The sequence below is a fragment of the Pseudomonas sp. D3 genome, assembly GCF_029320995.1.
GTDB lineage: Bacteria > Pseudomonadota > Gammaproteobacteria > Pseudomonadales > Pseudomonadaceae > Aquipseudomonas > Aquipseudomonas paraveronii.
Map to the genome: position 1 here is coordinate 5,260,187 of NZ_CP119772.1, position 22,750 is coordinate 5,282,936.

Here is a 22,750-nt window from a genome sequence, read left to right on the forward strand (position 1 = left end):
TCTTAAAAGCTTAGTAGCCTCCAATCTAGTCAAGATAAGCCGCGATTGACAGCATTAAAGCCGAAATAAGTGGCAAAGAGCCACGTCAAAAAACTGCCTCTTTGCCGCATCGCGCAGACTCAGGAGCTGTAAGTCAACGCAACACATACCGCGCGATCGCTCGTAGGAATATGTACAGAACGTGCCGGCATTATCGAATGCCCTACCACAGCAAAAGCAGTGCAGTGCGTAAGGAAGTCGCTGGTGGGGGGAGGTATCTTAATGACATGATGAAGGCCATTTAACCCGATCGGCCAAACTCAAATGAATAGCACCGTCGGGATGGGCTCTGAGGCCAGCGAACTGGCCACCTCCGGCCTGGGCCAAAACGAAGCGTTCACCGAGCGCGTACTGGCCAGCATCAACGATTGCATCAAAGTACTCGATCTCGATGCCCGCCTCACGTTCATGAGCGAAGGCGGCCAAAAAATCATGGAGGTCAGTGACTTCAACACTATCCGTGGCTGCTCCTGGCCCGATTTCTGGCAGGATCAAGGCAACCTAGACGCCAAGGCCGCCGTACAGGCCGCCAAAAACGGCGAGAGTGCCAGCTTTATCGGCCCGGCCCAGACCCTGGCCGGTAACCTGAAGTGGTGGCATGTACAGGTCAGCCCGATCCTGGGCAGTAACGGCCGACCGGAACAGATCCTCTGCGTATCCCGCGACATCACGGCCCTACGTGAAGCCGAAGAGGCGTTGCGCAAGCTCAACGAATCCCTGGAACAACGGGTGATAGAACGCACCCGCGACCGTGACCGCATCTGGCGGCTGTCTCCGGACTTGATGCTGGTGGCCCAACTCGACGGCGTGATTTCCGCCGTCAACCCAGCCTGGACTCGCATGCTCGGTCACACCGAACACGACTTGGTGGGCAGCCAGTTGCTGGCCCTGGTACACCCGGACGACCTGGCCGACTCCTCATCGGCAGTCAGCCGCCTGGGAGACGGCAAGAACTTCCCGAACTTCAAGAACCGTTACCGCCACCAGGATGGCAGCTACCGCATGATCGCCTGGACCGCCGTGCCCGATAGCGACTACATCCATGCGGTGGGCCGTGATATCCAGGCTGAAGAAGAAGCCAAGGACGCCCTACGCCTGTCGGAAGACGCCCTGCGTCAGTCCCAGAAACTGGAAGCCATTGGCCAACTCACTGGCGGTGTCGCACACGATTTCAATAACCTGCTGACGGTGATCAAATCCTGCGCCGACTTGCTCAAGACCCCGTCGCTGAGCGAAGTGCGGCGCATCAAATACGTGGAAGCCATCGCCAACACGGTCGACCGCGCCGCCCGCCTGACCGCGCAACTGCTGACCTTCGCCCGCCGCCAGGCCCTGCGCCCGGAAGTGTTCAACGTCGGAGACAGCGTGTTGCGGGTGGGCGAGATGATGGACAGCCTGACCGGCTCGCGGATCAAGGTCACCATCGAGGTGCCGGATGAACCCTGCTTTATCAACGCCGATGAAAGCCAGTTCGATACCGCGTTGGTGAACATGGTGGTCAATGCGCGGGATGCCATGTCCGGCAATGGCCACTTGACCATCCAGGTCGCGACAGCCGCCTGGCTACCGTCGGTACGTGCCCACCCGGGGCTGGTCGCCGACTACGTGACCATCACGCTGAGCGACACCGGCACAGGTATTGCGCCGGAAAAACTCGATGCCATCTTCGAGCCCTTCTACACCACCAAAGGCATCGGCCAAGGCACCGGGTTGGGCTTGTCGCAAGTGTTTGGCTTTGCCAAACAGTCGGGCGGGGAAATTCTGGTGCAGAGCGAATGCGGCAAGGGCAGCCAGTTTATGTTGTACCTGCCCAAGGTCGAGGCCAGCACGATGCCGACCTCCCAGGACAACCCTAGCGCACCGATTGTCTCGAACCTGTGCGTGCTGATGGTCGAGGACAACGCCGACGTTGGCCTCTACACCTCGCAAACACTGGAGCAGATGGGCTTTCACGTGTTGTGGGTGCCGAACGCCAAGAGCGCGCTGGAAGCCCTGGCCCCTAACCCGGAAAGTTTCCAGGTGGTGTTCTCCGACATCTCCATGCCGGGTATGAGCGGCCTGGAACTGCTCGACGCAATCGAAGCACTCTACCCGTGGCTGCCCGTGGTGCTCACTACAGGCTACAACGACGAATACGCGCGCATCGCCCAGGAAGAAACCAAGCGCTTTGTGCTGCTGCAAAAGCCCTACGCCACTGAGACGTTGGCCTTACTCCTGCAAAAGGTCATCAAGGGCCGGCTGGGCGGCTCGCTGGGCGGGGAATAGGTCGAAGCGACCTCCGCGTCAGCACGCACGCATAAGCGGAGCCGCGTTTCAGCATCGGAAGGCGGATTGCGTGCGGTGAGACATGGCACGTCAACTTTTTCACAAGGCAAAAAAAAACCCGGAAATCCTCACTTGCGTGGGCCTTCCGGATTTTCTAAACCGCCAAAAATGGTGGGTCGTGTGGGATTCGAACCTACGACCAATTGGTTAAAAGCCAACTGCTCTACCAACTGAGCTAACGACCCGCTGTGTTGTGGCGCGTATAATACTGATTTCTAAGGATTATTCAACACCTTATTTGAAATAAATCAGAAATAACGCGTCGGGTCCGTAATTCCGGCCGTTTGGAAGCCTTCTGCGCGCAGTCGGCAGCTGTCGCATTTCCCACAAGCGCGGCCGTCAGCGTCCGCTTGATAGCAGGAAACAGTCAGCGAGTAATCGACGCCAAGTCCTACGCCAGCCTTCACGATATCGGCTTTGCTGAGGTTCTGCAGCGGCGCCAGGATACGGAAGCCCTGCCCCTCTACGCCGGCCTTCGTCGCCAGGTTGGCCATGCGCTCGAACGACTCGACGAACTCTGGGCGGCAGTCCGGGTAACCGGAATAATCCACTGCGTTAACGCCGATAAAGATATCGCGGGCATTCAGCACTTCTGCCCAGCCGAGGGCCAGGGACAGGAATACGGTGTTGCGCGCCGGTACATAGGTGATCGGGATGCCTTCGCTGGGCGCTTCCGGCACGTCGATGCTGCTGTCGGTGAGGGCCGAGCCGCCGATGCCGTTTAGGTTCAGACCAATGACCTTGTGCTCGGCAACCCCCATTTCGCGGGCGATGCGGGCAGCGGCGTTCAGCTCGGCGCGATGGCGCTGGCCGTAGTCAAAACTCATGGTGTAGCAGGTGTAGCCTTCAGCCTGCGCCATGGCCACCACCGTGGCGGAGTCGAGGCCACCGGACAGCAGGATCACTGCGCGTTTTTGATCAATCGGTTGTTCGGTCATTTCAGCGTCCCGGCTCGTCGTTCCAAAGGTATTTATGCAGCTGCAGTTGCAGACGGACCGGCAGGTTATCAGCCACCACCCAGTCGGCCAGGTCGCGTGCGTTGAGGTCGTGATGGCTTGGCGAGAACAGCACCTCGCCCGCGCGGCGGTCTAAACCATACTGGATCAGCTTGGTGCTCGCCCAGTCGTAATCGTCGCGCGAACAGATCACGAACTTGACCTGATCGTTGGCTGTCAGCAGGTCCAGGTTCTCGTAGAGGTTGCGATGCGCCTCTTTGGAGCCCGGGGTCTTGAGGTCGACCACCCGACTTACACGCGGGTCCACAGCGGAAATATCCAGAGCGCCGCTGGTTTCCAGGGACACCTCGTAACCGGCGTCACATAGCTGCTTGAGCAAGGGGATGGCGTTGGGTTGCGCCAACGGCTCGCCGCCTGTCACGCAGACGTAGCGTGGCCGGTAACCGGCAACCTGCTCCAGGATGTCTTCAAGGGTGCGCACCGTGCCGCCACTGAAGGCGTAGGCGCTGTCACAGTATTGGCAACGCAGGGGGCAACCAGTCAGGCGCACAAATACTGTGGGCAGGCCGGCCGTTCGCGTTTCACCCTGTAACGAGTAAAAAACTTCGGTGATGCGTAATGTGTCTTGCATAGTCGCCACGGGCGTAACAGCTAAACAGGCTGTCCGCCTCCGTCAGGCACTTCAAGGAATTACGCCAACGCGTCAACCCCAGGAAGCGTGTTTCATAAAAGGGAGCGGATTCTAACGAAAAAACCCGCGCCAGGCGCGGGTTTCTTCTAAACGGACTGCATCGCTTATAGGCGCTGCAGGTCGCGTTGAGCCAACTGTGCAGCGGAAGTCCCCGGATACTGAGCAACGACCTGCTGCAGAATGCCTTTGACCTTGTCGGTGTGACCCAGGCGGCGTTCTACGTCAGCAAGTTTGTACAGCGAATCCGGCACCTTGGCGTGCTTGGGGTACAGCTGGCTGACCTTGGCAAATGCCTGGCCCGCCCCCTGCAGATCACCCTTTGCCAGGTTTACCTCACCCAGCCAGTACTGGGCGTTGCCCGCGTACTGACTGTTTGGGTAGCGACCAAGGAATGCGGTAAAGGCTTTGCTGGCCTTGTCGAAATCCTTGGCTTTGATCAGGTCGAAGGCTGCGTCGTAGTACAGTTTTTCCTTCGCCGGATCACCCGGTTCACTGCTGGCAGCAGGGGCCGCGGCGGCGCCCCCTGCTGCTGCTCCACCGGTGGCGGCACTTGGCGCGCCACCGGCAGAAGAATTATCAGGAGTAGCGGCAGGTGTAACGCCGGCTCCTATACGTCGATCAAGATCCTGGTATCGCTCCAGGCCTTCTTGCTTCAGCTGGTTCACTTGATTCTGCAGAACTTCAATGGTGCCTTGTTGCTGCGACAATTGATCCTGCATGCGTTGCAGCTGGTTGAACAGTTCGCCCTGTGCCGAGGGAGCGGACGTAGCCGCCCCCCCAGCATAGGCGCCGTTCGTGCCATAACCCGCTGGCGGATAACTGCTCCCGCTATTGTTATAGCCTGAGTTGCTATCTTCCACAGGAACCGCAGCCCACACCGCAAGCGGTGCGAGGCTGAGAGCCAATACAGTTAGAGCACGACGGCACGTTCGCATGACGAATTACTTACGCAGTTCGACGCGACGGTTTTGAGCCCAGGACTGCTCGTCGTGGCCAGTAGCAACTGGACGCTCTTTACCGTAGGAAACCAGTTCCAGTTGGCCTGGAGCAACACCTTGCAGTACCAGGTAGCGCTGAACGGCTTTCGCACGACGCTCGCCCAGTGCCATGTTGTACTCGCGAGTACCACGTTCGTCGGTGTTACCTTCCAGAACAACGCGAGCGCCGTTAGCTTTCAGGTCCTTCGCGTGAACGTCCAGAGCGCGCATGGCTTCTGGTTTCAGGTCCGAACTGTCGTATTCGAAGTAGAAAGTGGTGATTGCGCGCAGAGCAGCTTCTTCGCTCAGGGAGCCGTCAACTGCACCAGTGTTAGCGCCGTAACCAGCGTTTGGATCAACAGCTGCGCCTTCACCGGCATTGTCGCCGCCTTTAGACGAGCAACCAACGGCTACGGACAGAGCCAGAGCCAGAGCAGCAAACTTACCAAACTTCAGCATTTCCATCGTGAAACTCCTAATGAACCCCAGTGTGTTAAGCAAATCATGTAGCGCCGCGTCAGTTCAGGTAAGGGGACCAGGATGGTTCTCTGACTTCGCCTTGTGCGGTAGGAAGCGGGAGCCTTACGCGTCCATTAATGGACACGAGCATCAAGACTCCCCGGCCCTGCTGGCGGGTGGCGTAGATTACCATGGTGCCGTTGGGCGCAACAGTGGCTGACTCATCAAGGTTGGTATCTGTAAGGATTTTTACGGTTCCGCGCTGCAAATCCTGGGCCGCAACCCGGAAATTAGTGAAACCATCCTGACGGTGAATCATCACCAACGTCTTTTCATCAGCCGAAAGCTTAGGGTTGGCGTTGTAGTTACCAATAAAGGTCACGCGTTCCGCGCCACCGCCACCCACGCTCGTTTTATAAATTTGAGGCTTGCCGCCACGGTCGGAGGTGAAATAGATGGTCGAACCATCTTTACCCCAGAACGGTTCGGTGTTGATACCAGGACCGCTGGTTACGCGGCTGATCTGGCGCGAAGCCATGTTCATCACGTAGATATCCGGGTTGCCGTCTTTGGACAGCACGAATGCCAGGCGAGAACCATCCGGTGACCAGGCTGGCGCACCGTTGAGGCCTTCGAAGTTGGTGATCTGCTCACGACGGCCAGTATCGATGTGCTGGACGAAGATGCGCGGACGCCTCTGTTCAAAGGACACGTAGGCAATGCGCTTACCGTCCGGCGCGAAGCGCGGCGACAGGATTGGCTCACGCGATTGCAGCAAGGTCACGGCCCGCGCGCCATCATAGTCGGAACGCTGCAGCGTGTAGCGCGTGTTATCTACGGAGAAACGCTCAGCCGTTACATAGAGCAGACGCGTCGAGAAAGCACCCTTGATACCGGTGAGTTTTTCAAACGACTGATCCGAGATGTAGTGGGCCATGTCCCGCAATTGCTCGGCGGTGCCCGATACACTGCCGGTCAAGACCTGCTGCTCGGTCGCCACGTTGAACAAGGTGTACTGGATCTGCAGGCGACCGCCGGCGGGCACGATGCTGCCGACCATCAGGTACTGGGCGCCTACGGCTTTCCAGTCACGGAAGATGACTTCGCTGGCCTGGGTCGGCTGGCTGATCATGTTGCCTTTCGGAATCGGCGCGTAATAACCGGAGTTGCGCAGGTCGTCGCTGACGATCTGGGCCATGTCGTCCGGCAGCACGCTGCCGCCCTGCCAACCGAACGGCACAACGGCGATCGGGGTGGCCCGATCGCTACCGCTGGTGACCAGGATGTTCTTTTCATCCGCCGCCGCTATCCCTGCCATGCAGCAAATAACGACAAGCATTCCTCGAAGAAGGTTTCTCACAAGGCTAAATCCTCAGGTGTGAATGTCATCTTGAATGAACGATAGGGAGCGAAGTCGCTTGGTTTCATTCCCTGCATCTCGGTCAACCGGCCAATATTCTTGACCGCCGCGACCGCCGAACTGTCGAACGAACCGTCACCACTGGACTTGGCCACGCTGACCGAAGTCACCGTACCGTCCGGCAACATGCCGATCTGCAGCACTACTGTCATGCCTTTGCGTGCCGAAGGTGGACGTGTCCAACCTTCTGCTGCCCGTGCCCGAATCAGGTCATCGAAACTGCCCGCGACTTCATCGCCACGCTCATCGGCCAAGGCTTGCTGACGCTGCGGCGTGTCGGAGAGCAAATCTGCCAAGGCCTGGGCCTTTTTCTCTTCGGCGGATTTACGCGCTGCTTCCTGGGCCTTTTTCTTGCTGGCGTCGGCGGCAGCTTTCTTCTTCGCGTCGTCGGCGACTTTCTTCTTCGCCTCGTCTGCTTCAGTTTTTTTCTTGGCGTCTTCGGCGGCTTTCTTCTTCGCGTCTTCGACTATCTTTTTCTTGGCTTCTTCAGCGGCCTTTTTCTTGGCCTCTTCTTCGGCAGCTTTTTTGGCTTCTTCTTCAGATTTCTTCTTGGCTATATCAGCCAATTGTTTCTCTTCAGCTTTTTTAGCTTCGGCAGCCTTCTCGGACTTTTTGGCTTCATCAGCCTTTTTCGCCTCGTCAGCCTTCTTCGCTTCGTCAGCCTTTTTCGATTCCTCGGTCTTTTGAGCCGCCTCTTCTTTCTTTTGTTCCGCAGCAGCCTTCACCGCTTCCTGCTCGACCTTCTTCTGTTCCATCTGCTCGACTTCAGTCTGGCGCGCAGCCGACTTCTGGGCCTCACCCGCAATCTTCTGATTGGTCTGGGTGGTGGCCTGACTTTTCGATTTCAGCTGATACAGGGTCGCCTGCACGATCGGCTTGGCTGGCGGCAGGTCCGGGGTCATGGCAAAGCTGACGAACAGCATGCCAAACACCAGGACGTGCAGGGCAATTGCCCAGACGCTAGGCCAGAAGAAGCTTTCCGAGGCGGACGGCTCTCGCTGTTGGTGCATCAGGGCGCCTCGGTAATCAAGCCAACGTTACCGACGCCGGCCTTCTGCAGCCCGCCCATGGCGCCCATGACGGAGCCATAGTCGACGACTTTATCGCCGCGAATGAACACCTGGGTGTGCTTGCCGCCCTCGTTGCCGGACCGGATGATCTTGGTCACGGCATCGGTCATCTGCGGCAAGGTCATGGCCTTGTCCTGCTGTTTCTGGGTGTCGACTTCGCTGCCAAGGTTCCAGTAATAGGTCTTGTCAGCCTTGATCGAAATGGTCAGGACCTGAGTGTTGTTGTCCTGCGGCAAGGCTTCGCTGGAAACCTTGGGCAGATCAACCTTCACGCCCTGATTGAGCATCGGCGCGGTCACCATGAAGATCACCAGCAGCACCAGCATCACGTCGATGTAAGGCACTACGTTCATCTCGGCGACCGGCTTGCGCTTTTTGCGAGCTCGAGCGATTAAAGCCATTGGGAATTACCTGCTTATTCTTCGCTGGTGTGCACTTTACGGTGCAGGATCGCCTGGAATTCGTCGGCGAAGGTGTAGTAACGGCTGATCAAGGTTTCACCGCGCGCGGCGAAGCGGTTGTAGGCGATTACCGCCGGGATCGCAGCGAACAGGCCGATCGCGGTGGCGACCAGGGCTTCGGCGATACCCGGAGCCACGGTGGCCAGGGTCGCTTGCTGGGCCTGGGCCAGGCCGCGGAAGGAGTTCATGATCCCCCACACGGTACCGAACAGGCCGATGTACGGGCTGACGGAACCCACGGTGGCGAGGAACGGCAGGCTCTGCTCCAGCTTCTCTTCTTCGCGGGAGATGGCCACACGCATGGCACGGGCCACGCCTTCCATGACCGCTTCCGGGTCGACGCCCGGCTGCTGGCGCAGGCGCGAGAATTCCTTGAAGCCGGCACGGAAGATCTGCTCGACGCCCGAATCCGGGTCAGGGTTGCTGCCCGCCTGGCGATACAGTTTGGACAGGTCGATACCCGACCAGAAGCGCTCTTCGAAGCTCTCCAGGGCTCGTCGACCGGCACGCAGCAGGTTGCTGCGCTGAAAAATCATGACCCAGGATGTAACCGATGCGGCTAACAGGATCAGCATCACCAGTTGAACCACGACACTGGCATTACTGACCAGGCTCCACATGGAGGAATGGTCGACGACGGTAGGTTCCACGCTAAATCTCCTGCTTTGATTGTTTACCCGCGCCGCTCACGGCAGCAAAGGCCGCACGTAGAGTTTCGGGAATGGCCCGAGGTTTCAAACTATTGGTGCGCACACACGCCACCAGAAACTGCCCCTCACAGAGCAGCGTTGCATCCGTAGCCCGCCTGACCTGCTGTTTAAAGCGCAGGCTGGCCCGGTTCAATTCGATTACTTCAGCGCTGACCAGCAGCTCATCGTCCAATCGCGCGGGTGCGAAATAACGCGCCTCGCTGGAATGCACGACAAACAACAGGTCCTCTCCTGCCAGCTGGGATTGGGCAAAGCCCAGCTCCCGTAGCCGCTCGGTTCGAGCCCGCTCCATGAACTTGAGGTAATTGACGTAATACACGATGCCGCCCGCATCGGTGTCCTCGTAATAAACGCGACAGCGATGTGCGAACGACTGATCCCCGTTTTGCGCGCGCATACTCTAGTGCTTACTCCTCAGGTTGCCAATCCGCTCAGGCAACTGTTTTTTCATTCGCTGAAACATTTTCACTGACTGAATGACGACGCCAGCCACTAGGACAGCACAAACCTCGAATAAATCGACGAACAAAGCCTTTTTAATCGTCCACCGCATCGAGGAATTCGTCTACCACGGGCATCTCGCCCAATCGTGACGGAATGTTTAGCCCAAAGTGCAAATAGGCATGCCGGGTAACCACCCTGCCCCGCGGCGTGCGCATGATGTAGCCCTGCTGGATCAGGTACGGCTCCAGCACGTCCTCAATGGTATGGCGCTCTTCACTGATGGCGGCCGCCAGGCTGTCCACGCCCACCGGTCCACCGTCGAACTTCTCGATCATGGTCAAGAGTAGCCGTCGATCCTGGTGATCGAAGCCGCGCTCATCCACGTCCAGCAAGTTCAACGCCAGGTCGGCCACAGGTTTGGTGATATGCCCCTTGGCCCGCACTTCGGCAAAATCACGCACGCGCCGCAGCAAGCGGTTGGCGATCCGTGGCGTGCCCCGCGCCCGACGGGCGATTTCAAACGCGCCTTCGGGGTCCAGGGGCAGGCCGAGAATGCCGGCCGAACGGCTGACGATGGTCGCCAGGTCTGCGGTGCTATAGAACTCTAGACGCTGAACAATACCGAAACGGTCTCGCAACGGGTTGGTCAGCATGCCCGCACGTGTGGTTGCGCCCACCAGGGTGAACGGCGGCAGGTCGAGCTTGATCGAGCGGGCCGCTGGGCCTTCACCGATCATGATGTCGAGCTGGAAGTCCTCCATCGCCGGGTACAACACTTCCTCGACGATGGGCGACAGCCGGTGGATTTCGTCGATAAACAGCACGTCGTGCGGTTCGAGGTTGGTCAACAACGCCGCCAGATCGCCCGGGCGCTCCAGCACCGGGCCGGAGGTGGACTTGATCGACACCCCCATTTCCTGGGCGATGATGTTGGCCAGGGTGGTTTTACCCAACCCCGGCGGGCCGAAGATCAAGGTGTGATCCAGGGATTCACTGCGCCCACGCGCGGCCTGGATGAACAACTCCATTTGCTCGCGCACGGTGGGCTGGCCGATGTAGTCGGCCAGGCTCAGGGGGCGGATGGCGCGATCCTGGATTTCTTCACGGTCACGGGGGCCCGTGGCCGCGATCAGACGATCAGCTTCAATCACTTAAATCATTCCCTTCAGGGCTCGGCGGATCATGTCTTCGCTGCTCAGGTTCTTGTCCTTGATGGCCGACACCGCTTTGCTGGCTTCCTGCGGCTTGTAGCCCAGGGAGATCAGCGCGCTGACCGCATCGCTTTCGGCACTCGCCACCTGGCCCGCCGGCAGATCCGGCTGGTTCGGCACCAGCGCGAACATGCTCGGGGCGACTTCCCAGGCCTTGAAGCGGTCCTTGAGCTCCACCAGCAGGCGTTCGGCGGTTTTCTTGCCGACCCCCGGCACCTTGGTCAGCGCCGAGGTGTCCTGGGCCGAAACGGCACGCACCAGTTCATCCACTTCCAGACTCGACATCAGCGCCAGGGCCAGTTTAGGCCCTACGCCATTAAGGCGAATCAGTTCGCGGAAGAAGTCACGGTCACGCTTGCCAATGAAACCATAGAGCAGTTGCGCATCTTCTCTCACCACAAGGTGAGTATGCAGGGTCAGTGGCTCGCCAACCGACGGAAGGCGGTACAGGGTGGTCATGGGCACTTCCAGCTCATACCCCAGCCCGTTGACATCCAGAATCAGGTGCGGCGGCTGTTTCTCAGCCAGGGTGCCGCGCAAGCGTCCAATCACGGTTCAGATCCTTAAGGCTTGGGGTCAGATCGAGGCCTGACCGGAAATAACGATTGCGCCGATGCTATCAGAGACGCAGCCGCCCGCCACGACTGCGCGCCGCACCCAGGCCGTGAGGCAGCAGGCTGGAACGGGTGTGCGCGTGGCAAATGGCGATGGCCAGGGCGTCGGAGGCGTCGATCTGCGGCTTGGAGGTGAGCTTGAGCATGTGCATGACCATCATCTGCACCTGTTCTTTATTGGCTGCACCGGTGCCGACCACGGCCTGCTTGACCTGGGTGGCGGTGTACTCGGCGATTTCCATGGCCTCTTCGGCACCGGCTACGATCGCGGCGCCACGGGCCTGGCCAAGCTTGAGGGCCGAGTCGGCGTTTTTCGCCATGAACACCTTTTCGATCCCCATCGTCACCGGTTTGTAGGTCTGGATCACTTCACGCACACCGCGATAGACGATCTGCAGGCGCTCGGCCAACTCGCCCGCGCCAGTGCGGATGCAGCCCGAGGCGACATACACGCAGCCGCGCGGGGTGTGTTGCACCACGCCAAAGCCGGTGATGCGCGAACCGGGGTCGATACCTAGGATTAAAGTCATAACGCCTGCAGGTCGGGTAAACACAGTTTTTGATACAGGGAAGATCCAATGTGGGAGGGGGCTTGCTCCCGATGGCGGTGATTCAGTCGATTTATAAATGACTGACACACCGCCATCGGGAGCAAGCCCCCTCTCACATGTTGATCCACATCGCCCTTCAGCCTAGCTGCTCGGCTACCGATTCTGGAATGTCAGCGTTCGAGTAGACGTTCTGCACGTCATCCAGGTCCTCAAGCATATCCAGCATCTTCAGCACTTTCTGCGCGCCGTCCAGGTCCAGTTCGGCGCTGGTGGTCGGCAGCATCACGATTTCCGCGTCGGTGCCTTTGAAACCGGCGGTTTCCAGCGCGTTACGCACCGCATAGAACCCGGCGAACGAGGTGAACACGTCGATGGAAGCGTCCTCGTTGGTCACCACGTCGTCGGCATCCGCCTCCATCGCGGCTTCCATCAACGCGTCTTCATCCACACCCGGCGCGAAGGAAATCTGGCCCTTGCGCTCGAACAGGTAGGCCACCGAGCCATCCGTGCCGAGATTGCCACCGCACTTGCTGAACGCATGGCGCACGGCCGCGGCGGTACGGTTGCGGTTATCGGTCATGCACTCGACCATCACCGCCACGCCGCCCGGGCCGTAGCCTTCGTAGGTCAGCTCGACCATGTCGTCGGTATCGGCCGCACCGGCACCACGGGCCACGGCGCGGTCGATGATGTCGCGACTCATGTTCGCGCCGAGGGCTTTGTCCAGCGCCAGGCGCAGACGCGGGTTGGAGCCCGGATCACCGCCGCCTTGGCGGGCGGCGACGGTCAGCTCGCGAATCCACTTGGTGAAAATCTTGCCTTTCTTGGCATCCTGACGCTCTTTGCGGTGCTTGATGTTCGCCCACTTGGAATGGCCAGCCATAACACAACTCCGAAATTCTCTAAAAACCTTATCAACCCCGCACCCGGCGGGATACAACCCTTGTAACGCAAAGGCGCATCCGAAGATGCGCCTTTTTGACTGCGTAAAACCCTATCGCGCTTTCACGCAGCGGCCTTACTCAGCCTTCGGCGCCTCGCGCAGGCGGATATGCAGCTCGCGCAGTGCCTTGGCATCCACGACACCCGGGGCCTGGGTCATGACGTCCGCAGCGCTCTGGGTTTTCGGGAAGGCAATCACTTCACGGATCGACTGGGCGCCGGTCATCAGCATCACCAGACGGTCCAGGCCGAAGGCCAGGCCGCCGTGGGGCGGTGCGCCGTATTTCAGGGCGTCGAGCAGGAAGCCGAATTTCTCTTCCTGTTCCGCTTCGTTGATGCCCAGCAGACGGAATACCGCTTGCTGCATTTCCTTGCGGTGGATACGGATCGAACCGCCACCCAGCTCGGTGCCGTTCAAGACCATGTCGTAGGCCCGGGACAGAGCGCCCGCAGGGTTGGCTTCGAGCTCTTCAGGCGAGCACTTCGGCGCGGTGAACGGGTGGTGCAAGGCGCTGAAGCTGCCGTCGTCGCTCTCTTCGAACATCGGGAAGTCGACGACCCACATCGGCGCCCACTTGCAGGTCAGCAGATCCAGGTCGTGGCCCAGCTTGATCCGCAGCGCGCCCAAGGCTTCGCTGACGATCTTGGCCTTGTCGGCGCCGAAGAACACGATGTCACCGTCGACCGCGCCCACGCGATCCAGGATCACATTGAGGTTGGCTTCCGGGATGTTTTTCACGATCGGCGACTGCAGGCCTTCAACGCCCTTGGCGCGTTCGTTGACCTTGATGTACGCCAGGCCCTTGGCACCGTAGATGCCGACGAACTTGGTGTAGTCGTCGATCTGCTTGCGCGGCATGCTCGCGCCGCCAGGCACGCGCAGGGCGGCGATGCGGCATTTCGGGTCGTTGGCCGGGCCGCTGAACACCTTGAAGTCGACATCCTTGAGCTGGTCGGCCACGTCCACCAGTTCCAGCGGGTTACGCAGGTCTGGCTTGTCGGAACCGTAGCGGCGCATGGCTTCTTCGAAGGTCATGTGCGGGAATTCGCCGAATTCCAGGTCCAGCACTTCCTTGAACAGATTGCGGATCATTTGTTCGGTGATGCCCATGATCTCTTTTTCATCGAGGAAGCTGGTCTCGATGTCGATCTGGGTGAATTCAGGCTGGCGATCAGCACGCAGGTCTTCGTCACGGAAGCACTTGGCGATCTGGTAGTAACGGTCGAAGCCGGCCACCATCAGCAGTTGCTTGAACAACTGCGGCGATTGCGGCAGGGCAAAGAAGCTGCCGGCGTGGGTACGGCTCGGCACCAGATAGTCACGCGCGCCTTCCGGAGTGGCACGGGTGAGGATCGGGGTTTCGACGTCGAGGAAGCCGTTTTCATCGAGGAAGCGGCGGATGCTGGTGGTCATGCGCGAACGCAGACGCAGCTTCTCGGCCATTTCCGGGCGGCGCAGGTCCAGGAAGCGATAGCGCAGGCGGGTTTCTTCGCCAACATCGGAGTATTCGTTCAGTGGGAACGGCGGAGTTTCCGACTCGTTCAGCACTTCCAGTTCGTAGCCCAGCACTTCGATCGCGCCAGAAGCCATGTTCGGGTTCACCGCACCGGCCGGACGCAGGCGTACCTTGCCGGTGATCTTCACCACGTATTCGCTGCGCACGCGGTCGGCCGCGGCGAAGCTCTCGGCGCGGTCCGGGTCGAACACCACCTGGGCCAGACCATCACGATCACGGATATCGAGGAAGATCACCCCGCCGTGGTCGCGGCGACGGTGAACCCATCCGCAAAGGGTGATTTCCTGACCTTCCAGGGTCTCGTTCAGTTGGCCGCAATAATGGCTGCGCATCATGGTAGTGGTTTCACTTCTCGTAATTCGAAATTCGGTGGCAGGCTTGGCCTCAGTCACCGCACATAAGTCAGGGGACGGATAATGCAGGAGCCTGCGCGTAGAGTTCAACTCAGTCTGCTTTGTCGCCGCCCGCCAGATTCTTCTTCGAGCCGGTCTTGAAGTCGGTCTCGTACCAGCCGCTGCCGCTCAGGCGGAAGCCCGGCATGGACAACATCTTTTTAAGCTGCGGCGCCTGGCAGGCTGGGCAATCGACCAGCGGCGCGTCACTGATCTTCTGGATGGCTTCCAACTGATGACCACAGGAAGCACATTGATAGTCGTACATGGGCATGGAGATGTCTCGGCGATCAGATCGTTACTGTGCCGCGCCTGCCTCCGAACAGAGGGCACCGCGCAGAAAGCGCTGGCAGCAGCAAAGCGCGGGATTATATCTGGTAAATCGAGGCAGCGCAGCCGGCTTTCTGCCCGAGGCCCGGCCCGCCTGCACGTTGGGCCGGCCCCGGAACCACCGGACTACTCAGGGTTTGAGAGGCAAGCACGGCCTTTCAATACGTGAACCACGCAAACTACCCGGACCAGCCCGCTGAAGTTCTTCACGCCGCCATAGCGCAAATGCACTTCCCGATCGACATAAGACAACAATGCACTGACTGAACAGGCATTGAGCCTGGCTATTTCCGTGAGGATATTCCAGTAGATCTGTTCCAGCCGCAAGCAAGTCGAAAACCCATTGAGCCTTACCGATCGGGACAGCGGCCGCGCCAGCCCCATATCGAACCCTTTGACAAAGGGATCGACGTTTATCTTTTGAAAACCACAGGTCTCCATCACTCTACTACCCACTCCACGTGACATACACCTGACACTCCATTGCCAAACAGCGGTCCATGGGTTTCTCCCATTGGACGGTGGACCTATCAAACAGCAGGAAGACGGGGGCAGCCAGAAGACGGGGAGTTGATAGTCGTAGGACAACGCCAGGAAACACGGAGAAACAAGCGAGCGGCGCCAGGACGGCGCCACCCGGGGTCGACGTCTACTTGCTTTCGAGCAGGGAACGCAGCATCCACGCAGTTTTTTCGTGAACTTGCATACGCTGGGTCAGCAGGTCGGCCGTCGGTTCATCGCTGACCTTGTCGAGCAGTGGGAAAATGCCGCGCGCGGTGCGCGTAACCGCCTCCTGCCCCGCCACCAACTGCTTGATCATCTCTTCAGCGCTGGGCACGCCCTCTTCTTCCTTGATCGAAGACAGTCGCGCATAGATCGAATAGGCCCCCGGCGCCGGGAAGCCCAAGGCACGAATTCGCTCGGCAATCAGGTCAACCGCCAGCGCCAGCTCGTTGTACTGCTCTTCGAACATCAAGTGCAGCGTGCGAAACATGGGGCCCGTGACGTTCCAGTGGAAGTTGTGGGTCTTCAGGTACAGTACATAGGTATCGGAAAGCAGACGCGAAAGCCCATCGACGATGGATTTGCGATCTTCTTCACTGATACCGATATCGATTGCCATGTTTATCCCCTTCAATTGAACAGCATTCATTGACCAGGTGCCGGACCACTCTAGCAAGAGTAACCAGCGTGTGCAGCTCAACACGCCGAGGCACGCGCGGCAAATCGCCCTGCTAGGCCTCGCTGGCCCGCGACGGTGAGGGCTTTGGGCGCTGTAGGAAGTTTCCCGACAGCAGGCAAAACACCTGCAACTGTCTAGGACAAGCGTTTGACGCAGAAATGCCCCTCCCCTCGCAACCCCCCGGAAATGCTTGATTTGAGTAGGCACAGCCTTTGCTGTTAAATAGGCAGCGTGTCGCTGTCGTTATTTTCTTCGTCCAGCGCATAGGCTGATACCCGCGCACGTGCTCAACGCCTCCCATTGTTCAGAAGCGAACCGTGCCAGTCAGCTCTTCCTTGTGATCCGTCTTAACGTGAGTTAATCAAAATGTTGAAAATCGTCCACCTGCTAACGGGCGTTGCAGCTTTGCTGCTGTCCTTTATCCCGAGCCTGCAGCCTGAAAGCCTGCCTTACCTGCAACAACATGACGCTCTGTACCTGGCCTTGTTCGGCCTTCTCAACCTGACGCTGGCGCCAGTGATTCCTTACTGGAACAAAGGCACGCGTCATCAACTGCAAAACCTGGTCAGCGCGCTGCTGGTGCTGACTGTTGTCGTACAAACCCTCACCCTCCTGGCACCCATGCCTGAAGTCGGTGGCCACCCGGCCATCCTGCTCAGCCTGGTGATTGCGCTGGTCGCCATCGTTCTTCACCTGGCCATCAGCTTCTACCGTTCGTCCCCTACGGCCGCGTCGCAAAACTACGACATGACCAATCGGGATACCGGGACCGTCAAGTGGTTCAACACGTCCAAAGGCTTCGGCTTTATTTCCCGCGATTCGGGCGACGATATCTTCGTCCACTTCCGGGCCATCCGTGGCGAAGGCCATCGCGTTCTGGTCGAAGGCCAGCGTGTGGAATTCTCCGTCATGAACCGCGACAAAGGCCTGCAAGCCGAAGACGTGATCGCCGCCTTGCCGCGTCGCTGATTCCAGGCTAAGCAGTAAAAAAAACCGCGATCCGGCGTAGGCTGGATCGCGGTTTTTTTATGGCGCGGCTATTAATAGTGAGGCGGCGGCGCTTCTTCTTCGGACGACTCGAACTGGCTGCCCATTTCTTCCTGGCGCTTGAGCAGCGCAGTCATCTGCAGTTGCAGGCGTTCGACCGCCCGCTGCTGGGTGACCAGAATATCGTTGAGGGTTTCGATGGTGTCGTCCTGAAAGGCCAGGCGGCTTTCCAGGTCGGTCACGCGGTCTTGCAGATCCATGGTTCAGTCCTGGGTAAAGATGAAGTCGGCAGGCAATAGCTCGCGCAACCGCGCACGAATGGCAGCCACTTGTTCTTCTGTATACGGCCGCGCCGGGTGCTTGCCCCAGACTGGCGCAGGCCAGGCAATGTCGTCGCGTTTGCGCACGATCACATGCACATGCAACTGACTGACAACATTCCCCAGCGCGCCGATGTTCATCTTATCGGCCACTAAGCCTTCGTTGAGCAATTGCGCCAGGGCCGTGGTTTCTTCCCACAGCTTCTGTTGATCTGCGACACCCAGTTGAAACACTTCGCTGATACCGTTGATACGCGGCACCAGAATGTACCAGGGGTAATTCGAGTCATTGGACAGCAGCAGGCGGCACAACGGGAAGTCCCCGATGGCCAGTGTGTCTTGTTGCAGGCGTTGATCTAAGGCGAACACCGCGGGCACTCCGTTCGGCAGGTCAGATTCTGGGGCCCAGCATACCTTCGAACGCTTGCGGCTTCACTTCGAATGCAGAAGCCAGCGCGCATCCCGATAAAAAACCTGCCCTTTTTCGAGGCAGGCGAATAATTGAGCTACGCTAACTCGGGCCTCACCGGGATGCACCAAAATGACCCACCCGTGCATCAAATAGATCCGCCAAGTACCCACTCATGAGGGTGAATCGGTAACGTTTCTCTCAGGTACAGGATTCATGCACCACAGGAGCAAGGGAATGCATGGCCGTCAAGAGCAAACCAAACGGCGTAAGAAGCCCGTGCTTATGCGCTTTTTACAGTGCAGCAAGGTTTTTCACGAAAAAATGACATTCAGTTACCGGTTTGGGCGCGCTTGTTGCATTCACACCCACATCGTCGGCAACGGCACCCTTCAGGAAGCGGGTGTTTCGCGATAAGAACAGCAGCGGGTCAATGCAGAACAAGGACGCATTCAAACTATGAAAGGGGTTTGAAAAGAGCATTGAAGTTGTCAGTCCGGTTGCATTCGGACTGTGAATTTGCGACACGGATCTAGCAATTTACGACAGCCTCGTAAAGAAGCTGAAAGGAAAGATGGGTAAGTATCGTCATTAGAGTCAGCGTGATATAACTTTGCGCTGACACAAAAAAGAAAGAGCCGCCCAGATAAAAATACAGGTGGGACGGCAGTACTCTTCCTAAAACCAAAGGAGCAAATCACGATGCGCGTGATGAAGTGGAGCATGATCGCCCTCGCTGTTTCAGCAGGCACCTCGCAGTTCGCAATGGCGTCCGCCCAGGATGATTCCAAGGGCTTCGTCGAAGACAGCACTTTCGGTATCAATACCCGTGCTTTGTACTTCAGCCGAGACTTCCGTAACGAACCAACGGGCGGATACGACACCGTCAACGGCAAGAACAAGAGCCGCTCCGAAGAAACTGGCCTGGGCTTCAACGCTCTGTACCAGTCGGGCTTTACCCAAGGCACGATCGGCGTAGGTTTTGACGCCATCGGCTTGCTGGGCATCAAACTCGACAGCGGCAAGGGTCGCGCTGACACAGGCCTGTTCCCGAACGCTTCGGATGGTCGCTCTCAGGACGATTACTCCAAAGGCGGCGCAGCGGTTAAATTTCGTATTTCCGACACTGTGTTGAAAATCGGTGATCAATACACCACCGCGCCGGTGTTCGCGACTGACGATAGCCGTCTGCTGCCAGAGGTTGCCGAAGGCACCTCGATCACCAGCAACGAAATCAAGGGCCTGAAGCTGGAAGCCGGTCACTTTACCGGTATCACCGCGCAGCGTCAGACCTTCCGTGACAGCCTGCACCTGCCTTCGGCCAACTTCGGCGGTGCTGTCTACTCCTTCACCCCAGAGCTGACCGGTAGCCTGTACTACTCGAAAGTGGAAGACTACTTCCGCAAAATATACAGCAACATCAACTACACCCATGCGCTGAGCGCCGACCAATCCTTCGCTATCGACTTCAACATCTACGACACCAAAAGCGACGGCGCCGGTCTGCAACGTGCAGAAAAAGACGGCACCACCAAGCTGGATAACCGTGCCTACAGCTTGCAAGGCGCTTACACCTACCAGGCTCACACCTTTACCCTCGCCTACCAGAAAGTTAGCGGTGACGGCGACTACGGTTACGGCGTAGACGGCGGCGGCTCGATTTTCCTGGCCAACTCCGTCGCCCGTTCCGACTTCAACGCTGAAGACGAGAAATCCTGGCAAGCTCGCTACGACCTGAACATGGCCACCTTCGGCGTGCCAGGCCTGAGCTTCATGACTCGTTACGTCAACGGTAGCGGCGCCAACACTGGCACCACGTCGAACGGTAAAGAGTGGGAACGCGACATCGAAGCCAAATACGTGATCCAGAGCGGCCCAGCGAAAGACCTGAGCCTGCGCGTCCGTCAAGCCACCTATCGTTCGTCTGACGGCGTGTACTACGGTTCGGCGTCTATCGACGAACTGCGTCTGATCGCGCAATACCCGCTGAACATCTTGTAATTGCCCGCTCGATTACAACGATGACTTAAGGCTTCGGCCTTAAATAAAAAGCCGCTCCCTTGCATGCAAGGGAGCGGCTTTTTTATTGCAGTATTATTTCAGCAGTAAAATAACTAGCAAGCTAACTAACGACAGTAACGCTCTCGCACTTAACCTGACCTATCAGCCAAGTTAAGTGCAAATGCCTTTCATTACTTCGCCGCTGTTTCCTGCATCACGCGAATAACCCGCTGCGGAAATGGAATATCGATCCCCGACGCTTTCAAGCGATCCCGCGCCAGTTCATTGAGCATGAACACGACATCCCAATAATCCGCTGTCTTGGTCCAGCAGCGCAAAGACACTGTGATCGAACTGTCGCCCAGGGTCGAAACCACCGACACCGCAGCCGGGTCAGCCAACACCCGTGGGTCTTTCGCCAGTTCCAGCAGCACTTCGCGGGCTTTCTGCAGATCAGCCTCGTAGTCCACACCCACATCAAACACTACCTTGCGGGTCGGCTGACGGTTGGTGTTGGTAATGATGCCGTTGGACAAGATGCCGTTCGGCACAATCACTGTCTTGTTGTCACCGGTACGCAGCACGGTGTGGAAGATCTGGATGCTGTCGACCGTACCCGAGGTGCCCTGGGCTTCGATCCAGTCACCGATGCGGAACGGGCGGAACAAAAGAATCAGCACGCCGCCAGCGAAGTTGGCGAGGCTGCCTTGCAAGGCCAGGCCGATGGCCAGGGTTGCGGCACCGATAGCGGCGACGAACGAGGTGGTTTCCACGCCGATCATCGAGGCCACGCTGACGATCAGCATGACCTTCAGCACGATGTTCGCCAGGCTGGTGATGAAGTGCTGCAGCGCCAGGTCCGCATTACGGATGGCCAGCAAGCGCCCCACTCGGTGGGTCAGTCGGTTGATCAGCCACCAGCCGACAGCCAGTGTAATCATTGCCAGCAATACCCGGCTGCCATACTCCATGATCATCGGGATCCACGACTGGGAGGTCTTGATCAGGTGATCCACTTCAGCGTTCAAATCCATCTACAAGCTCCTGTTTACCGGGTGTGCGGCGTTATTGAGTGCCCATTACGCAATTGAGCCCGGAAGGGCTCAATGTGAGGCGCGGTTTCTGGGGCGTGGGACGTCAAAAACGTCCTCAGGTTCCCCAAAATGCCATCAGTCGCGGAAGTTATTGAACTGCAGCGGCATGTCGAAGGTCTTTGCGCGCAGGGACGCGATGGCCTCTTGCAGGTCATCACGCTTCTTGCCGGTGACGCGCACCTGTTCACCCTGGATGGCGGCCTGGACTTTCAGCTTGGCATCCTTGATATGCGCCACGATTTTCTTCGCCAGCTCCTTGTCGATGCCTTCCTTGAGGACGGCCTCCTGCTTCATCAACTTGCCGGAAGCGTAGGCGTCCTTGACTTCAAGGCACTGTGCGTCGATTTTGCGCTTGACCAGGGCCAGCTTGAGGATCTCGATCATCGCTTCCAGTTGGAAATCGGCTTCAGCGGTCAGGTTGACGGTCAGTTCCTTTTCCTTGAATTCGAAACTGCCCTTGCCTTTCAAGTCATAGCGACGGTCCAGCTCCTTGACGGCGTTTTCGACGGCGTTGGTGACTTCGTGTTTGTCCAGTTCGGATACCACGTCGAACGAAGGCATGTCATTTCTCCAATATAAGGGGCGGGCTCAGTAGAGATGGAGCGCGCCCAAGCTAAAATGCGGGAGCATTATAGCGGTTCTTTCGCCCTATTCGCTGTGAGCGACCCTACGGAGCACAAACTGATGTCGACCACCTGGCATATTCTCGGCGCCGGCAGCCTTGGCACGTTGTGGGCCACCCGCCTTGCGCGTGCCGGCGTGCCGGTGAAGCTGATCCTGCGTGATGCGGCACGCCTGGCCAGCTATCAGACGGCCAGCGGGCTGACCCTGGTGGAGCACGGCGTAGCGCACACTTACCCGGTACTCGGCGAAACGCCCGACAGCCCCGAGCCGATTCATCGCTTACTGGTAGCGTGCAAAGCCTACGACGCCCAAAGCGCAGTCGCACAACTGCAACCGCGTCTCGCGCCGGACGCCGAATTGATCCTCCTGCAAAACGGCCTGGGCAGCCAGGACGCCGTCGCCGCGCAGCTACCCCAGGCCCGCTGCATTTTTGCCTCCAGCACCGAAGGCGCGTTTCGCGACGGCGATTGGCGCGTGGTGTTTGCCGGCCATGGCTACACCTGGCTGGGGGACGCCAGTCACCCCACTGCCCCGCTGTGGCTGGACGACTTGTGCGCCGCAGGTATTCCTCACGAATGGAGCAGCGACATTCTTACGCGCCTGTGGCGCAAGCTCGCACTCAATTGCGCCATCAACCCGCTGACCGTGCTGTACGAATGCCGCAATGGTGGCCTGCAAGCCCATCAGTGTGAAGTCGCGACCCTATGCGCCGAACTGGCCGAGTTGCTGGAATGCTGCGGCCAACCAGCAGCGGCGCAGGACCTGCACACGGAAGTGGAACGGGTGATCCAGGCCACGGCGGCCAATTACTCCTCGATGTACCAAGACGTGGCCAGTGCGCGGCGCACCGAAATCAGCTACCTGCTGGGCTATGCCTGCCAGGCCGCCGCTCGGCACCGGTTGACGCTGCCGCATCTGCAAGAGGTGCAGACGCGCCTCGTCGACCAACTGATTGCACGCGGATTGCCCAGCGACTGAGGCACGCGCTACCCTGCCCACTCGCCTATTACCTGTGAAACCCCT

General features: G+C 58.7%; 25 protein-coding genes and 1 tRNA gene. 4 read left to right on the top strand and 22 right to left on the bottom strand.

What is annotated here, in order from left to right:
- The first annotated feature begins 303 nt into the window (after positions 1–303).
- Complete coding sequence (locus P3S72_RS24280; RefSeq protein WP_276194615.1) at positions 304–2,304, top strand: PAS domain-containing sensor histidine kinase; 2,001 nt, start codon at positions 304–306, stop codon at positions 2,302–2,304.
- A gap of 169 nt (positions 2,305–2,473) precedes the next feature.
- Here the strand turns inward: P3S72_RS24280 and P3S72_RS24285 are convergent.
- The 18 genes from P3S72_RS24285 to P3S72_RS24370 form a co-directional block, all read right to left on the bottom strand.
- Positions 2,474–2,549 (bottom strand) — tRNA-Lys (locus P3S72_RS24285).
- A gap of 63 nt (positions 2,550–2,612) precedes the next feature.
- Positions 2,613–3,287, bottom strand: a complete 675-nt coding sequence (gene queC / locus P3S72_RS24290; RefSeq protein ID WP_276197989.1) for a 7-cyano-7-deazaguanine synthase QueC — start codon at positions 3,285–3,287, stop codon at positions 2,613–2,615.
- 16 nt (positions 3,288–3,303) lie between these two features.
- The gene (gene queE, locus P3S72_RS24295) at positions 3,304–3,951 is read right to left on the bottom strand and encodes a 7-carboxy-7-deazaguanine synthase QueE (protein ID WP_276194616.1); all 648 of its coding nucleotides are present in this window, start codon (positions 3,949–3,951) and stop codon (positions 3,304–3,306) included.
- Between the two features lie 164 nt (positions 3,952–4,115).
- Positions 4,116–4,946, bottom strand: coding sequence for a tol-pal system protein YbgF (ybgF, locus tag P3S72_RS24300; RefSeq protein WP_276194617.1), 831 nt, complete (start codon positions 4,944–4,946; stop codon positions 4,116–4,118).
- A gap of 6 nt (positions 4,947–4,952) precedes the next feature.
- A complete protein-coding gene (gene pal, locus P3S72_RS24305; RefSeq protein ID WP_003209827.1) occupies positions 4,953–5,453 on the bottom strand; it encodes a peptidoglycan-associated lipoprotein Pal in 501 nt (166 codons plus the stop codon).
- Between the two features lie 52 nt (positions 5,454–5,505).
- A complete protein-coding gene (gene tolB / locus P3S72_RS24310) occupies positions 5,506–6,786 on the bottom strand; it encodes a Tol-Pal system beta propeller repeat protein TolB (RefSeq protein WP_174555573.1) in 1,281 nt (426 codons plus the stop codon).
- Between the two features lie 17 nt (positions 6,787–6,803).
- The gene (gene tolA / locus P3S72_RS24315) at positions 6,804–7,877 is read right to left on the bottom strand and encodes a cell envelope integrity protein TolA (RefSeq protein ID WP_276194618.1); all 1,074 of its coding nucleotides are present in this window, start codon (positions 7,875–7,877) and stop codon (positions 6,804–6,806) included.
- Positions 7,877–8,329 (bottom strand): protein TolR, encoded by a 453-nt coding sequence (gene tolR, locus P3S72_RS24320; protein WP_161630238.1) that lies wholly within the window; start codon positions 8,327–8,329, stop codon positions 7,877–7,879. The genes tolA and tolR overlap by 1 nt, the downstream gene beginning before the upstream one ends.
- A 23-nt stretch (positions 8,330–8,352) precedes the next feature.
- Positions 8,353–9,048, bottom strand: a complete 696-nt coding sequence (gene tolQ / locus P3S72_RS24325; RefSeq protein WP_017847129.1) for a protein TolQ — start codon at positions 9,046–9,048, stop codon at positions 8,353–8,355.
- 1 nt (position 9,049) lies between these two features.
- Positions 9,050–9,505: a tol-pal system-associated acyl-CoA thioesterase gene (ybgC, locus tag P3S72_RS24330; protein ID WP_276194619.1), complete on the bottom strand. Its 456-nt coding sequence runs from the start codon at positions 9,503–9,505 to the stop codon at positions 9,050–9,052.
- Between the two features lie 139 nt (positions 9,506–9,644).
- Positions 9,645–10,703: a Holliday junction branch migration DNA helicase RuvB gene (gene ruvB, locus P3S72_RS24335; RefSeq protein WP_276194620.1), complete on the bottom strand. Its 1,059-nt coding sequence runs from the start codon at positions 10,701–10,703 to the stop codon at positions 9,645–9,647.
- Entirely contained in the window at positions 10,704–11,315 is a 612-nt protein-coding gene (gene ruvA, locus P3S72_RS24340; protein ID WP_247400514.1) for a Holliday junction branch migration protein RuvA, read from the bottom strand.
- A gap of 67 nt (positions 11,316–11,382) precedes the next feature.
- Positions 11,383–11,907 carry a crossover junction endodeoxyribonuclease RuvC gene (gene ruvC / locus P3S72_RS24345; protein ID WP_017847125.1) on the bottom strand — a complete coding sequence of 175 codons (525 nt, stop codon included), beginning with the start codon at positions 11,905–11,907 and terminating at the stop codon, positions 11,383–11,385.
- Between the two features lie 157 nt (positions 11,908–12,064).
- Complete coding sequence (locus tag P3S72_RS24350; RefSeq protein WP_276194621.1) at positions 12,065–12,811, bottom strand: YebC/PmpR family DNA-binding transcriptional regulator; 747 nt, start codon at positions 12,809–12,811, stop codon at positions 12,065–12,067.
- Positions 12,812–12,946: 135 nt separating this feature from the next.
- Positions 12,947–14,722 carry an aspartate--tRNA ligase gene (aspS, locus tag P3S72_RS24355; protein WP_276194622.1) on the bottom strand — a complete coding sequence of 592 codons (1,776 nt, stop codon included), beginning with the start codon at positions 14,720–14,722 and terminating at the stop codon, positions 12,947–12,949.
- A 109-nt stretch (positions 14,723–14,831) separates the two neighbouring features.
- Positions 14,832–15,053, bottom strand: coding sequence for a zinc ribbon domain-containing protein (locus P3S72_RS24360; RefSeq protein WP_100938824.1), 222 nt, complete (start codon positions 15,051–15,053; stop codon positions 14,832–14,834).
- Positions 15,054–15,235: 182 nt separating this feature from the next.
- A complete protein-coding gene (locus P3S72_RS24365) occupies positions 15,236–15,577 on the bottom strand; it encodes a ribbon-helix-helix domain-containing protein (RefSeq protein ID WP_247401619.1) in 342 nt (113 codons plus the stop codon).
- A 181-nt stretch (positions 15,578–15,758) separates the two neighbouring features.
- On the bottom strand, positions 15,759–16,232 hold the full coding sequence (locus P3S72_RS24370; protein WP_104902566.1) for a Dps family protein: 474 nt from the start codon (positions 16,230–16,232) through the stop codon (positions 15,759–15,761).
- Between the two features lie 426 nt (positions 16,233–16,658).
- On the opposite strand from P3S72_RS24370, the gene P3S72_RS24375 reads away from it, so the two are divergent.
- The gene (locus P3S72_RS24375; RefSeq protein WP_276194623.1) at positions 16,659–17,261 is read left to right on the top strand and encodes a cold-shock protein; all 603 of its coding nucleotides are present in this window, start codon (positions 16,659–16,661) and stop codon (positions 17,259–17,261) included.
- A 71-nt stretch (positions 17,262–17,332) separates the two neighbouring features.
- Here P3S72_RS24375 and P3S72_RS24380 read toward each other — a convergent pair whose 3' ends face one another.
- A complete protein-coding gene (locus P3S72_RS24380) occupies positions 17,333–17,539 on the bottom strand; it encodes a SlyX family protein (protein WP_247401620.1) in 207 nt (68 codons plus the stop codon).
- 3 nt (positions 17,540–17,542) lie between these two features.
- Complete coding sequence (locus P3S72_RS24385) at positions 17,543–17,968, bottom strand: HIT domain-containing protein (protein WP_276194624.1); 426 nt, start codon at positions 17,966–17,968, stop codon at positions 17,543–17,545.
- Positions 17,969–18,710: 742 nt separating this feature from the next.
- Between P3S72_RS24385 and P3S72_RS24390 the strand changes: the two genes are divergently transcribed.
- Positions 18,711–20,009: an OprD family porin gene (locus P3S72_RS24390; RefSeq protein WP_276194625.1), complete on the top strand. Its 1,299-nt coding sequence runs from the start codon at positions 18,711–18,713 to the stop codon at positions 20,007–20,009.
- A gap of 191 nt (positions 20,010–20,200) precedes the next feature.
- On the opposite strand, the gene P3S72_RS24395 is transcribed toward P3S72_RS24390, so the two are convergent.
- Both P3S72_RS24395 and P3S72_RS24400 read right to left on the bottom strand, forming a co-directional pair.
- Positions 20,201–21,043 carry a mechanosensitive ion channel domain-containing protein gene (locus tag P3S72_RS24395; protein WP_276194626.1) on the bottom strand — a complete coding sequence of 281 codons (843 nt, stop codon included), beginning with the start codon at positions 21,041–21,043 and terminating at the stop codon, positions 20,201–20,203.
- Positions 21,044–21,178: 135 nt separating this feature from the next.
- On the bottom strand, positions 21,179–21,664 hold the full coding sequence (locus tag P3S72_RS24400) for a YajQ family cyclic di-GMP-binding protein (protein WP_247401629.1): 486 nt from the start codon (positions 21,662–21,664) through the stop codon (positions 21,179–21,181).
- 123 nt (positions 21,665–21,787) lie between these two features.
- Between P3S72_RS24400 and P3S72_RS24405 the strand changes: the two genes are divergently transcribed.
- Entirely contained in the window at positions 21,788–22,705 is a 918-nt protein-coding gene (locus P3S72_RS24405; protein WP_276194627.1) for a putative 2-dehydropantoate 2-reductase, read from the top strand.
- Positions 22,706–22,750 lie beyond the last annotated feature (45 nt).

Bases quoted from the DNA above. Each gene is read 5' to 3' on its own strand.
- P3S72_RS24280 (WP_276194615.1), top strand. From the start codon at position 304: ATGAATAGCACCGTCGGGATGGGCTCTGAGGCCAGCGAACTGGCCACC.
- queE (WP_276194616.1), bottom strand. From the start codon at position 3,951: ATGCAAGACACATTACGCATCACCGAAGTTTTTTACTCGTTACAGGGT.
- ybgF (WP_276194617.1), bottom strand. From the start codon at position 4,946: ATGCGAACGTGCCGTCGTGCTCTAACTGTATTGGCTCTCAGCCTCGCA.
- pal (WP_003209827.1), bottom strand. From the start codon at position 5,453: ATGGAAATGCTGAAGTTTGGTAAGTTTGCTGCTCTGGCTCTGGCTCTG.
- tolB (WP_174555573.1), bottom strand. From the start codon at position 6,786: ATGCTTGTCGTTATTTGCTGCATGGCAGGGATAGCGGCGGCGGATGAA.
- tolA (WP_276194618.1), bottom strand. From the start codon at position 7,877: ATGCACCAACAGCGAGAGCCGTCCGCCTCGGAAAGCTTCTTCTGGCCT.
- ybgC (WP_276194619.1), bottom strand. From the start codon at position 9,505: ATGCGCGCGCAAAACGGGGATCAGTCGTTCGCACATCGCTGTCGCGTT.
- ruvC (WP_017847125.1), bottom strand. From the start codon at position 11,907: ATGACTTTAATCCTAGGTATCGACCCCGGTTCGCGCATCACCGGCTTT.
- P3S72_RS24350 (WP_276194621.1), bottom strand. From the start codon at position 12,811: ATGGCTGGCCATTCCAAGTGGGCGAACATCAAGCACCGCAAAGAGCGT.
- aspS (WP_276194622.1), bottom strand. From the start codon at position 14,722: ATGATGCGCAGCCATTATTGCGGCCAACTGAACGAGACCCTGGAAGGT.
- P3S72_RS24360 (WP_100938824.1), bottom strand. From the start codon at position 15,053: ATGCCCATGTACGACTATCAATGTGCTTCCTGTGGTCATCAGTTGGAA.
- P3S72_RS24365 (WP_247401619.1), bottom strand. From the start codon at position 15,577: ATGTCACGTGGAGTGGGTAGTAGAGTGATGGAGACCTGTGGTTTTCAA.
- P3S72_RS24370 (WP_104902566.1), bottom strand. From the start codon at position 16,232: ATGGCAATCGATATCGGTATCAGTGAAGAAGATCGCAAATCCATCGTC.
- P3S72_RS24375 (WP_276194623.1), top strand. From the start codon at position 16,659: ATGTTGAAAATCGTCCACCTGCTAACGGGCGTTGCAGCTTTGCTGCTG.
- P3S72_RS24380 (WP_247401620.1), bottom strand. From the start codon at position 17,539: ATGGATCTGCAAGACCGCGTGACCGACCTGGAAAGCCGCCTGGCCTTT.
- P3S72_RS24390 (WP_276194625.1), top strand. From the start codon at position 18,711: ATGCGCGTGATGAAGTGGAGCATGATCGCCCTCGCTGTTTCAGCAGGC.
- P3S72_RS24395 (WP_276194626.1), bottom strand. From the start codon at position 21,043: ATGGATTTGAACGCTGAAGTGGATCACCTGATCAAGACCTCCCAGTCG.
- P3S72_RS24400 (WP_247401629.1), bottom strand. From the start codon at position 21,664: ATGCCTTCGTTCGACGTGGTATCCGAACTGGACAAACACGAAGTCACC.
- P3S72_RS24405 (WP_276194627.1), top strand. From the start codon at position 21,788: ATGTCGACCACCTGGCATATTCTCGGCGCCGGCAGCCTTGGCACGTTG.